We start from the raw sequence: 12080 nt of genomic DNA, 5'->3' as shown, positions 1-12080 counted from the left end.
ACGCTTGGCAATCTTAATAGCTGTTCCTATCTTCTGCGACCCGCCCTCATACCATGGTAACACCTTCTAGCTAATTGCTTCGAGTTTACTACAGGCACTTTCTACACTATGTCTACGGTAAGTCCAGGTTTTTACTATAAAAACCTAGTGTCACCCTGGATTCAATGTAGACTCACCCTGGACTCACCTCGAAGAAAATACCTTGCAAACTACTCGCTAGTGTTTTTGTGCTTCAAGGAAATTTCTGTTTTTTTAATAGGTGTCTGAAAAGATTATTATCATAAAAAAGTCAAGACAAGATAAGAAATTACAAGTGAAATTGGAAATTTTTAAAGGTACTACCTGCATGATTTTTCCTTCTTTTTCAAAATCATCGTTTTGTCCTGCATCTTATTGTTTCCCTTTTTATCCTTCCCTACGACTAAACATTAAAGAATTATTCACCGATAAATTAATGTTATATGTCTACTCAACTAAAAGAATTTAAAGCAACGCTTGTTTGTGGTATATTGGCACCAATTCCCAGCAAGCTAATTAAACTAAAGGAAACGGCCTTTATCTTTTCATCGAATACGGGCCGTATTAGGGCACAGAATTTAAAAACCGGTACGCTGAGCCTCCTTGGTAAGGGTTATAAAAAAGTGTCTGGTATGGCGATAGCCGATGATGGAAAGACACTATTCGTAGCAGACAATGATACTGTTGCCAATATTGCTACTATCTATCAAGTATCGCTGCCAAATGCCAATAAATCCTCGGCCAAAAAAGTATGGAGTCAGCCCGGGCAAATTATGCAACTCGCGATAGATGATAAGGTACTTTACTTTGTGGATCAAGCGCATAATAGCCTCTCTGTTTTTAGTTTTGTTAAAAAGCAAGCCAAGGTCATTACCAGCGCCTTAAATAAACCCATCGGATTACTGCTTGATGGAAATGGTAAAGCCTACGTAAGTGAGCATAAAACAGGCACTATCCAGGAAGTAGTTTTAAATACAGGGGTAAACAGCGAGGTATTAAGCGGGTTAAAAAAACCTGCATATTTGTCCTGGATAGATGGCGCAAAGAAAGAAATTCTTTTCACGGAGGCATCTGTTACAGATACTGTTAAAAGTTATCATCTTTTAAACAACGAAACGGCTGTTGTGGTAGAAGATAAATTAGGTACTTCCATTGCCGGTGCCGTGAAGCACGGCAACTTGATTATTGTAAACGCACTAAAACGTTTATTTTGGTATGATTTTAATCCATATCCTATTCAGATAGAAGTTCATAACAAAACACCTTTTATAGGCACATTTGAACGATTAGTCTTTCATTTCGATACTTCTGGGTTAACATTAGAAGACCTTGTTTATACATTTAGTAGCGGAGAGGGATCGGGACGGATTTCGCTATCAAAAGACAACGAGTCTGCACCGAATGAGGTGATGATGCTCGTTGGATACATGGTAGGTAATCATAAACTTGAAATTACCAAAAAAGGGACAGCTGAGGTAGTGGGAGTTCTTGAGTACGAAATAACCGATGTATGGACAGATAATAATGCTAGCCCTTCACATTGGTTAACAGGTAGTTTGTCGCACTTTAATACCGGTTACACCTGGGGTGGCGGACCAACTACACCGCAGAATATTGATGTTTTACCACAATCAGGAACGCGTAATGTCTGTCTTTTAATGGTTGACACTAGTTCCGCTAGGTATCCAGGAGGCGCTGCTTTAACCACTATTCAAGATGAATGGGTAAATGGTACGGTAGGAACCGCTCCGGATGCAGATGGTAAAGTGAGAAGTGCAAGGGCTTATTTTCAAGAAGTATCGCAGCATGTTTTTACGCTGAATCTTGTTGGTGGACAAGCGCCAGTTGTGAATTTACCGAATGCATGGACAGATTATTTTAGTGCTATGGTGTCCCCCTGGCCCAGTAATTCGTTTAGACCCATAGATGCTTCTGCCTTTGCACAAGCTTGTATTTCTGCCGCCGCAACGCTGACAGATGGTGGCGGTAATGCTTTAATCAATTTTCAGCAAGTGCAATCACTCATCTTAATTGTCCGCTCTCAGGGTACGGCAACAACAGATAATTTCTTTTGGCCCCAGGCTTGGGGAGGTGCATTTACGGTTCCGGGAGGTTCGGCATCTATGAGTGTACTGGGGATGCCGGATGACTGGTCATCCGTAAGGGATTCGCGCACGGTCTTTGAGACCTTGTCACATGAGATAGGCCATAATCTTGGGTTGCCGGATTTATATACCAGTGGTAACACCTTTTACTCTGCTGCGGTGGCTGCGAGGGATGTTACGAGCTTTGATCTTATGAGTAGTGAACAACTATTACCTCATTTTTCAATTGGTAATAAAATGCAATTAGGGTGGGTAAGACCTGAATGGGTATTGCCGCTCGACTTTTCTCGATCTACCATCCCCTTGGATATGACGATAAATATTCATGCTTCGGAGTTAGGTGCCCCCCCAGCAGGCAGAGTATCGGCGATAGAGATAAGAATTGCAGACGGTTGGAATTACTATTTCGAATACAGAGCTGGCCAGCTTATTCAGATTGGCGATCAACAATTTCAGAATCCCTCCGGAGATGATACAGGTACCAATGTGGTGCTGGGAACTGATATGATATCTTCTACATTTACCTTCCCCATTGCTCGCCCACAAATTATGAGGCTGCCCCGCGATGCGGAAAATGAGAACTCTTTTTTTGATGCAGGTGAAGATTACAAAGAGACAGATACTTCCAGTATGGCCATTAGTGATTTTAATATGACTGTACTATCAACAGCTAGTGATTTTGCAACAGTACGGATACGTTATGGTACAAATGGGCGTCCTGACCTGTACATTCGTCCTTGGCCTGGAGGTGATATCTGGCAAAGCCCAGATATTGAAGTTCAGAATACAAAATCTTTAGCCGACCCTGCGCTCCACAATCAGCCATGGATAGGACATCCTAATACGCTAGTCGCCCGCTTTAAAAATAGAGGTCCGGTGACCGCTCGAAATGTAAAGGTCGACTTCTTTATTAAGGATTTTACAGTTGGTGGAGCACCGGAAGCGTTCTTGGGAAGTGATATACGCGATATACCGCCAGAATCGGCTGCGACACCCTTCGTTGAGTTTACTACATCGTGGATACCCAATAATGACGGTCATAAGTGTATCGTCGCAAGAACGCCCTTGTATATTGATACTTCAGTAAACCCAAATATTGTGGAAGTAACGGATAGCAATAATATGGCGCAGACTAACTATAGTCGTTATATTTCGGCAGCAGCTTCTCCGGCTCATCGGGAAATAACAGCGGTTTCATTGCATAATCCTTTCGACAAGATAACGGATATTTACGTTATTCCGCAAATCAAGGGATACTTTGCACATTTTTACCGCTTATATCTCGAGCATTCATCCCTCAAATTGAATCCTGGAGAGACTAAGAAGGTAAAAGTAATGGTTGAATCTGAATATGCCGGACAGCAATGGTTCAATGAACAGTTAAAAAAGAAACAAATTAATGAACGATTTTTTTCTGAAGATACGCGTATGTCGTTAGTAGGATATGGTGTTCCGCCCAATACGCCAGCGCACCCCGTATTACTTGGAGGTGTTCAGATCAACGTAGGTTCGGGACGTGCCACTAAATTTGAGCAATTTGAACACGCTGATAATAGTGTTTTCGGAAGAGTGATCGTTGTAGATGACGGTAGTCCTGCTAGCGGGAACGCCTACATTACTTTCTTCGCCGAAAAAATAGAGGAAGCTATCACAATTACGGTTAATCTGGGTGCAAAGGGAGAGTTCTTTATTCGAGAAATACAACAATATGACAAGATAAAACCAAAACGTATAGCCGCTCATTATGGTGGGAACCCCGGCTTGGCCCCCTGTGACGCAGATAATGAAATCAAATTGTAGCGAAAATAATGCTCCATATTGATCGGCGAAATTCAAACGGCTGCCTCACTTCAAAGTGAGGCAGCCGTTTTAGTAAAAAGCTCTTCGTAAATGAACAGATTTGTTTAGTATCTTATTAAAAGAACCTAAAAAAAGACCTAAGAGTCTATTCCAAATTTCTCCAAAATCGTGCTAGTAACACCAGTTGACGAATAACCACCATCATGGTATAAGTTCTGCATCGTTACCATGCGGGTTAGGTCGGAGAATAAAGTAATACAATAATCAGCACATTGTTCTGCAGTAGCATTTCCTAGTGGAGACATGGCGTCAGCGAAGTCGAAAAAGTCGCCAAATCCTTTGATGCCTGATCCAGCAGTCGTTTTAGTTGGTGATTGTGAAACGGTATTAACACGCACTTTCTTCTCTACCCCATAATGGTAACCAAAGCTACGTGCAATGGATTCTAAGGCAGCCTTGATATCTGCCATATCGTTGTAGAAGGAATAAGTGCGTTGTGCGGCAGCGTAAGTGAGGGCCACTACACTTCCCCATTCATTTATAGCATCTAATTTCTTCGCTACACTTAACATTTTATGAAAAGATAAAGCTGATACATCCATACCTTTTTGGAAGTAGTCGTAATTCGCTTCTGTATAAGGGATGTTTTTACGAACGTTCACACTCATGCCGATAGAATGTAAAACGAAGTCGATCTTACCACCTAAAATTTCTTGAGATTTGGTAAAAAGGTTGGTTATATCGTCTACACTTGTCGCATCAGCTGGAATAATTTCAGCACCTGTCTTTTCTGCCAAAGCGTTCAATTCTCCCATGCGCATTGCAATAGGAGCATTTGTTAATACAAAGGTAGCACCTTCTTCATGTGCCTTTTCGGCAACTTTCCAAGCAATGGAGCTCGAATTTAAAGCGCCAGATATAATTCCTCTTTTCCCTTTTAGTAGGTTGTAAGCCATATCGGTTTTATTTATTTATTGTTATATACTAGATTAAGGCCGTAAAAATACACTTTTTTTTAAATTAACCTGCCAATAACTCTTTGGCATGCTGTAAGGCTGCTTCACCCGGATTAAGTCCGCTTAACATTTGTGCGATCTCCACTATCCGCTCTCCCTGTGCTAACTTCCGCATATTGGTGCGTGTTTTTTCTTGCTCGTCCGCCTTATAAACTTGATAATGCGATTGACCTTTTGAGGCAATTTGAGGTAAATGGGTAATGGCAATGACCTGCATATAGTTAGCCATGGATTCCATTACATTTCCTACTTTTAAAGCAACTTCACCTGAAATACCGGTGTCAATTTCGTCGAAAATAATAGTTGGCAAAGCAGAGGTTTTGGCAATGAGCGACTTAATAGCGAGCATCAAGCGAGAGAGCTCCCCACCGGAGGCTACTTTATTTAATGGTTGTGGTTCTTGCCCTTTGTTAGCGCTGAAAAGAAAACGAATGGCGTCTTGACCCGAGTTCCGTAAGTGTTCGGAAGAAGAAAGTTCGATCTGCAGTATGCTGTTGGGCATTCCTACTTCAGTTAGTACTTTTACGACTTCTTGTTGCACCATCTGGATAGCTTTTTTTCTACTCTCCGTTAGTTGATGGGCGAATGCTTCGCATTCTTTCTTTAGCTTCGCCGTCTCGAGCGTTAATTTTTCAACTTGCTCATCATTCGAAGAATTTTTTAATAATTTGTTCTCCAAATCATCCTTTATAAAAATCAACGCTGAAACGTTATCGACATGATGCTTTTGCTGTAGCTGAAAGAGTAAACTTAAACGATCGTTTACGGTAGACAGTCGCTCTTCATCAAATAACGTGTGCTGTTCGGTCTTTTCAATTTCTTCAGCGATATCTTTTATTTCAATTAAAGAGCTTTGCAGTCTCTCTGTCAATTCGTGCAGATTCGGAAGATAGCGTTCGGCTTGTTGCAACTGGGAAACAGCCTCCTTTAATAAACTGATAGTGGCTTGCTCTTGGTCGTTCAACGCAAAGTTGGCGCCTAATAACGACCGTTTAATTTCTTCCGCATGACTCAGCTGATTTTGCTCCTGCTCCAATAATTCCTGCTCGTTTGCAACAAGTTTAGCTTCCGCTAACTCATCGAACAGAAATTGATGGTAATCGGCCTCTGTTTGGGCCTGTTTAACCTCTTCCAGCAATTCTTTTAGAGCAGTGTTGGTTTGCTTATATTGCTTAAAAGAGGTTTTGTATTGACTTAAAAGAGTATTGTTCTCTGCTACGCTATCCAAAGTCATCAACTGAAAATCTTCTGTATTAATTTCAAGGGTGGCATGTTGTGAGTGAATGTCTATTAAACGTTCACCGAGCGCTTTCAAGGTGGTTAACGTTACGGGAGTATCATTTACGAAGGCACGTGATTTCCCATCTGCACTTATTTCTCTCCGTAAAATAGTCTCCACTTCGTAGTCTAAATCCTGTTCTTCAAAAAAATCTTGCAAACGATAATCTGCAATGTTAAAAAAACCTTCTATCACACATTTTTGCGCTTGGTTATAGAAATATTTACTTTCAGCTCGCTGGCCAAGAATAAGCGATAGAGCCCCCAGTATAATTGATTTTCCTGCTCCGGTTTCTCCGGTAAGAATATTAAGTCCTTTAGCGGGCTGGATATCAAGTTCATCTATTAATGCGTAATTTTTTATGGATAAGCGGCTCAGCATGGGATTAGCAACGGTTTCTGTTAAAGACTTTTTAAACTCTCGTATTTGTTAATATTGGCCGGGTCGGCTTCGGAAAGAAGGTTAATGGCTTTTATGCGATCTGGGCCGGAAAGACCACTGAGAATACCTACTAATTCGTCTGATTTTGCGGTATAGAATAACTGATTATACATAGCTCCCTGTGCCATACGGTCAACTTGTTTCAATAATGGCAATAGATCGATAATACTCCTTCTGGAAAGGCTCTGGTTGTCGGCCATTTTGTCGAGCACCGTCAAGTGATATTTGTAGGAAAAATTGCGTAGTGGTTCGAAGTTTTTATCTTGCATATTATTAGCGAGCCAAAAGCGATTCGAAAGACTCTCAATGGATTTCCACCCACTGAAATTTGACGACTGTGCGTTGTTGACAATATTTTGCGCTTTTGCGTAATAAGCAGAACCGCCATCCTCACTGAAGCTATCAGCATCCATTCCTACAATGATATAAGCATAATAAGCTAGCAGCGAGGTCAAATTGTTGATGTATTGCTGGTCCGAAAAATCCAATGGTTCCCCTTCGTTATAGGTGAAATCGAAATTTCTGTCAGAAACACTTAAAATAGGACTATTATAGGCACTATTAAATACAGGTCGAGTTGAAATAATTTGCGCTTCAGCTTTAAAGTTTGAACTGCCATCCCATTCTTTTACAGTAATAACAAAACTGCAATCTATCCGCTCTTCGGGCATTATGTTGCCTTCGCTCCATTTTTTATTATTCAAAAAGTCGGTAATAGATTGTTTGAGCACATCAAAAGCCCGCTTATTGGTCGATTGCACCTGAGGGGAAAGTATTTGTACCTTGGCGTTCAGACCCTGTGCTAAAACACTCCCTTGTAATAATACGGTTGTTAATATGAACAATAGAATAGCGTATCGTTTAGTCATCTTATTGTTTCTATGATAATAACATCAAAGGTACATAATAAAATGACTAATAGACAACAGCAGTAAGACCCAAATCTTTATTAAAAATAGGTAGCTTTGTTTGCACTTATAGTTGGTAAATATGTCGATCCTAGCGCTTATAAAACAACCATGGCCATGGTATGTTGCTGGTCCTTTGATAGGACTCATCGTGCCGGCATTACTTATATTTGGAAATAAACCATTCGGTATCAGTGCTAATCTGCGCCACATTTGCGCAGCGTGTATCCCCGCAAAAATTCCTTTCTTTCATTACGACTGGAAGAAGGAGATGTGGAATCTATTTTTTGTATTGGGAATATTAATAGGAGGGTTTATCGCTTCATCTATGTTAAGTGATCAAACAACTATAGCCCTTAACCCAGATCTTACAAAGGAGCTGGCCCCTTACGGGATTACCCGTTTTGATTCTTTGGTGCCGGTAGAATTATTTAGTTGGTCGCAATTATTCAGCTGGCGTGGCCTTGCAATGATGGTAGGAGGAGGTTTCTTGGTTGGTTTTGGAACGCGTTATGCAGGAGGTTGTACCAGTGGACACGCTATTATGGGCATCGCTAGCCTCCAATGGCCCTCGATAATTGCTACTTGCTGTTTTATGCTTGGGGGATTTTTGATGGCGAATTTAATTTTACCTTACATTTTAACCTTTTAAAAAGGATGCTTCGTAATAATTTTAAATATTTAATGGTTGGGCTAGTTTTCGGCATTGTTTTCGTTAAAGCTGAGGTGATTAGTTGGTTTAGGATACAAGAAATGTTTCGATTGCAGTCGTTCCATATGTATGGCATTATTGGAAGCGCAGTGCTGGTAGCCATGTTGTCGATATGGCTGATTAAGAAATTTCGTATTAAAACAGTATCGGGTGAACCGATTGTTATAAAACCAAAAGAATTTAATAAAGGACAAATCTACGGCGGTATTTTGTTTGGTTTAGGATGGGCGGTTACTGGAGCTTGCCCTGGCCCTCTATTTGCGCAGATAGGAACGGGTGCGACCGTTGTAGTGGTAACATTAATAAGTGCTATTTTAGGCACTTGGGTATATGGGAAATTTCGAAATAGGCTACCTCATTAACGGTGGATATTATATTTATATAAACGCATATTATGTTTAGAGATTTCATGAAAATTTTCGGATTAGCTTTGTTATTAGCGGTTCTGTTAAGCTGTAATACAGGTGTTAAACAGACCAACGAGAAGCTGTCTGCTACTGCTTTTGAACAAACGCTAAAAGAGAAAACAGCAGCACAGCTGCTTGATGTACGTACGCCGGAAGAGTTTGATCAAGGGCATTTAGAAAATGCGCTGAATATCGACTTCAAAGATGAACAGTTTAAATCAAAAATCAGTGCACTGGATAGGGAAAAACCTGTGTTTGTTTATTGTTTGGGTGGTGGAAGGAGCGAGGCTGCTGCCGAGCAGTTAAAGAGCTTGGGATTTACACAGATTTATGATTTGAAAGGAGGCATCATGTCATGGAAAAATGATGGATTACCGGTAACAGCGAGTATCCTTCCGGAGAAGGCTGATCTTTTTACCGATCGAGATTTTGACCAAATGCTGCATAAAAATCCTATTGTGCTAGTGGATTTTTATGCAGATTGGTGTATACCCTGTAAGAAAATGGAGCCTGCTTTGAATAGATTAAAAGAAGAATATAAAAATAATGTGTTAGTATATAGATTAAACGTTGATGAAGCGAAAGCCTTATCTAGTAAATTGAAAATCGAAGGTATTCCATTATTTCATTTGTACAAAAATGGCAAACTTGTTAAGGTAGTAGAAGGTTATCAAGAAGAATCTGCGTTGCGTGATATGATAACAAGTATCTAGATGTCAGATATAAGTATCAAGACTATATTAGTTGTGAGTTGCCAGTTATTAGTTATTAGTGAAGTATCAAGACTATATTAGTTGTGAGTTATCCGTTACGAGTTGTGAGCAGTGGTATCAAGATATCAGACGCAAGTAGCAAGATGTAAACTACCAATACTCTAATAATCAACCACTTGACAATTTAACTACTCACCTACTTAACAATTTAACTACTCAACTACTCAACAAACCAACTACACAACGATTTATCAATTAATTCTCCAAATGCACATCTACAAAAATATTAGTATTTAATACTTTTGAGATGGGGCAGTTCTTTTCTGCGTTTGTGACTAATTCATCCAGTTTGTTTTTTTGGATATTTGGAATCTTCGCTCTTACGTCCAGATAAGAACTGGTTATCACGCCATCTTTTAGCTCAATGCTACAGGTGGTTTCTAAACTTTCGGCCTCGAATCCAGCCGAGTCGATATTGAAGGCTAGTTTCATCGTAAAACATCCCGCATGGGCGGCAGCAATAAGCTCTTCAGGATTTGTCCCGACACCATCTTCAAATCGGGTTTTATAAGAATACTGTGCTTCCTTGAGCGCTTCACTTTCAGTAGATAGTTTACCTTTTCCATTCTGACCTGATCCATACCAGATGGCGGTTGCATTTCTTTTCATCTTTTCTGTTTTATATTTAATACCTTATGAATATCGAATGATGAACCGTCCATGTTTACCCGCCAGCTGGCGGATTCATCACAAGAGAATGTAAATTTATTCACAAATTTTAAATATTCAATTGTGTTCATGAGCCCTTCGGGGTTTAAACATGGTAAGCTCCATCTGACCGATAGATAAAAACCGCTTTGCGGTTCATGAGTGCCAAATTGTAAAATAAAATTAGCGAATAATTATTTACGGATGAAATTAAGGAATTAATATCCGATATTATCATATGGTTCGTTAAAAACATGTCATTAAAGATTTTGTTTTGCATCAAACTGCTTTTAGAGGAAATTGTTTGGAAACAAGGATGCTATGATCATTGTGGTGCATGAATCGCGGAATAGAAGTATTTTTGTTTCTTTGTTATTAACCTGAGCTCACAAAGAATAATCGAACTCAGGTTATTAGGCCCCAAACAAAAAATGTAATTTTTTAATATTATTTAATTAGATGAGTGTTAAAACTAAAATAAAAGGAACCTTTGTGGTATTGTTTGTTTTAAGCCAAACAACCTTTGCACAAAAAATGGATGGCAAATTAAAAACTTTCTATAAGACATTTCAAGGATCAATCCGTACGGATGACATTAATGCATTATCAGAGAGCATGTACTTTCCCTTTCAGACCATTTATTGGGTAGATGGCGTGAATGAATTAAACGAGGAGGAGAAGGCTGATGGCCTGATCAAGAAGGAAGAGTTTGCTCACCTTGTTTCAAAAATCTACCATTCAGATGTAAAACGATTGATTCCAAAAATGGACATTGAACATTTGCAGCAAATTGATGTGGAATCGAGTGGTGATTACTATAGGCGGTTGGCGAAGGTGGTAGACGGACAAAATACACTATATGAGCTTTATTGCCAATATTCGGAAGACAGCACGGTGGGTGACGATTATTTTGCGTTTATTTTTGGAAAAGTAAAAGACGAGTACAAGGTATTAGCATATTATAGTAAAGAGCGAATAAAGGAGTAGGGGGCCTAAAAGACCCCTCTAATAATGCGTTTTGTTGGCTCTGGATTGCCCATGGTATAAAAATGTAATACGGGAGCGCCCATGCCAATAAGCTCTTTACATTGGTTGATCATCCATTCAATTCCCACTTCTTTTACATCTTTTTCATTCTTGCATGCATGGATGGCTTCGCTTAGTGCTACTGGGATGTCCAAATGAAAGATCTTTGGTAAACTAATTAATTGTTTGCTAGTAGTAATGGGTTTTAAGCCTGGGATTATGGGAACATTTATGTCGTTTTCACGGCATTTGTTTACAAAGGCTTTGTATTTAGTATTATCAAAAAACATTTGGGTCACAATGAAATTCGCCCCCATATCCACTTTATGTTTAAGATACCTGAAATCTGTTTCTAAATTAGGAGATTCGAAGTGTTTCTCAGGATACCCTGCCACGCCGATACAGAAATCGGTTTTTTCCATATCATCCATATGATCGTGTAGATATTTACCATTGTTCATATTAACAACATGACCTAAAAGATCCGATGCAAATGCATGTCCGCCCGGTGTAGGGATAAAAGAACTATCACTTTTACGAGCATCTCCTCTTAAAACCAAGACATTATCAATGCCAAGGAACTGGAGATCTATCAATGCATTTTCCGTTTCTTCCTTGGTAAATCCACCACATATAAGGTGAGGCACCGCATCAACCTTATATCGATTCATAATAGCAGCACAGGTAGCAACCGTGCTAGGGCGTTTTCTATAAGCAACCTTTTCCAATAAACCTGTTGGATGTTGTTTGTAGATATAGTCTTCACGAAGATAAGTTACATCAATAAATGGAGGATTAAATTCCATTAAAGGATCTATCGTATTAAATATGCCCTGTATACTTTGTCCTTTTATCGGAGGTAATAATTCAAAAGAAAAAAGTGTTTTGCCTTTAGCGTTTGATATGTGGTTTGTTATTTTCATTTATAATATAGTTGTCAGTTGCCT

10 protein-coding genes are annotated in these 12080 nt (G+C 39.6%); 5 read left to right on the top strand and 5 right to left on the bottom strand.

Going from position 1 to position 12080, the window contains the following annotated elements; translation table 11 throughout:
- The first annotated feature begins 461 nt into the window (after positions 1-461).
- The gene (locus BMY50_RS24555; protein WP_093330898.1) at positions 462-3923 is read left to right on the top strand and encodes a metallopeptidase domain-containing protein; all 3462 of its coding nucleotides are present in this window, start codon (positions 462-464) and stop codon (positions 3921-3923) included.
- A 137-nt stretch (positions 3924-4060) separates the two neighbouring features.
- Here BMY50_RS24555 and BMY50_RS24550 read toward each other — a convergent pair whose 3' ends face one another.
- The 3 genes from BMY50_RS24550 to porD form a co-directional block, all read right to left on the bottom strand.
- The gene (locus BMY50_RS24550; protein WP_093330893.1) at positions 4061-4879 is read right to left on the bottom strand and encodes an enoyl-ACP reductase FabI; all 819 of its coding nucleotides are present in this window, start codon (positions 4877-4879) and stop codon (positions 4061-4063) included.
- 64 nt (positions 4880-4943) lie between these two features.
- The gene (recN, locus tag BMY50_RS24545; RefSeq protein ID WP_093330890.1) at positions 4944-6599 is read right to left on the bottom strand and encodes a DNA repair protein RecN; all 1656 of its coding nucleotides are present in this window, start codon (positions 6597-6599) and stop codon (positions 4944-4946) included.
- Positions 6600-6619: 20 nt separating this feature from the next.
- A complete protein-coding gene (gene porD / locus BMY50_RS24540; protein WP_093330885.1) occupies positions 6620-7528 on the bottom strand; it encodes a type IX secretion system protein PorD in 909 nt (302 codons plus the stop codon).
- Between the two features lie 121 nt (positions 7529-7649).
- Here porD and BMY50_RS24535 point away from each other — a divergent pair, with 121 nt between their 5' ends.
- The 3 genes from BMY50_RS24535 to BMY50_RS24525 are packed head-to-tail and all read left to right on the top strand — an operon-like array spanning position 7650 to position 9399.
- Complete coding sequence (locus tag BMY50_RS24535; protein ID WP_093330881.1) at positions 7650-8219, top strand: YeeE/YedE family protein; 570 nt, start codon at positions 7650-7652, stop codon at positions 8217-8219.
- A 5-nt stretch (positions 8220-8224) separates the two neighbouring features.
- Entirely contained in the window at positions 8225-8641 is a 417-nt protein-coding gene (locus BMY50_RS24530; protein WP_093330878.1) for a DUF6691 family protein, read from the top strand.
- A gap of 32 nt (positions 8642-8673) precedes the next feature.
- Positions 8674-9399 carry a thioredoxin domain-containing protein gene (locus BMY50_RS24525; protein WP_093330873.1) on the top strand — a complete coding sequence of 242 codons (726 nt, stop codon included), beginning with the start codon at positions 8674-8676 and terminating at the stop codon, positions 9397-9399.
- A gap of 255 nt (positions 9400-9654) precedes the next feature.
- On the opposite strand, the gene BMY50_RS24520 is transcribed toward BMY50_RS24525, so the two are convergent.
- Positions 9655-10068, bottom strand: a complete 414-nt coding sequence (locus tag BMY50_RS24520) for an OsmC family peroxiredoxin (protein ID WP_093330869.1) — start codon at positions 10066-10068, stop codon at positions 9655-9657.
- 498 nt (positions 10069-10566) lie between these two features.
- On the opposite strand from BMY50_RS24520, the gene BMY50_RS24515 reads away from it, so the two are divergent.
- Positions 10567-11094 (top strand): hypothetical protein, encoded by a 528-nt coding sequence (locus BMY50_RS24515; protein ID WP_093330866.1) that lies wholly within the window; start codon positions 10567-10569, stop codon positions 11092-11094.
- Positions 11095-11099: 5 nt separating this feature from the next.
- On the opposite strand, the gene BMY50_RS24510 is transcribed toward BMY50_RS24515, so the two are convergent.
- The gene (locus BMY50_RS24510) at positions 11100-12056 is read right to left on the bottom strand and encodes a methylenetetrahydrofolate reductase (RefSeq protein WP_093330863.1); all 957 of its coding nucleotides are present in this window, start codon (positions 12054-12056) and stop codon (positions 11100-11102) included.
- Positions 12057-12080: the final 24 nt, after the last annotated feature.

The sequence above is a fragment of the Olivibacter domesticus genome (assembly GCF_900109575.1).
GTDB lineage: Bacteria > Bacteroidota > Bacteroidia > Sphingobacteriales > Sphingobacteriaceae > Olivibacter > Olivibacter domesticus.
Note: the sequence above shows the minus strand (reverse complement) of the source record. Positions and strands in the feature narration are given on the sequence as shown.

Bases quoted from the DNA above. Each gene is read 5' to 3' on its own strand.
- BMY50_RS24525 (WP_093330873.1), top strand. From the start codon at position 8,674: ATGTTTAGAGATTTCATGAAAATTTTCGGATTAGCTTTGTTATTAGCG.
- BMY50_RS24520 (WP_093330869.1), bottom strand. From the start codon at position 10,068: ATGAAAAGAAATGCAACCGCCATCTGGTATGGATCAGGTCAGAATGGA.
- BMY50_RS24510 (WP_093330863.1), bottom strand. From the start codon at position 12,056: ATGAAAATAACAAACCACATATCAAACGCTAAAGGCAAAACACTTTTT.
- BMY50_RS24535 (WP_093330881.1), top strand. From the start codon at position 7,650: ATGTCGATCCTAGCGCTTATAAAACAACCATGGCCATGGTATGTTGCT.
- BMY50_RS24530 (WP_093330878.1), top strand. From the start codon at position 8,225: ATGCTTCGTAATAATTTTAAATATTTAATGGTTGGGCTAGTTTTCGGC.
- BMY50_RS24555 (WP_093330898.1), top strand. From the start codon at position 462: ATGTCTACTCAACTAAAAGAATTTAAAGCAACGCTTGTTTGTGGTATA.
- recN (WP_093330890.1), bottom strand. From the start codon at position 6,599: ATGCTGAGCCGCTTATCCATAAAAAATTACGCATTAATAGATGAACTT.
- BMY50_RS24515 (WP_093330866.1), top strand. From the start codon at position 10,567: ATGAGTGTTAAAACTAAAATAAAAGGAACCTTTGTGGTATTGTTTGTT.
- BMY50_RS24550 (WP_093330893.1), bottom strand. From the start codon at position 4,879: ATGGCTTACAACCTACTAAAAGGGAAAAGAGGAATTATATCTGGCGCT.
- porD (WP_093330885.1), bottom strand. From the start codon at position 7,528: ATGACTAAACGATACGCTATTCTATTGTTCATATTAACAACCGTATTA.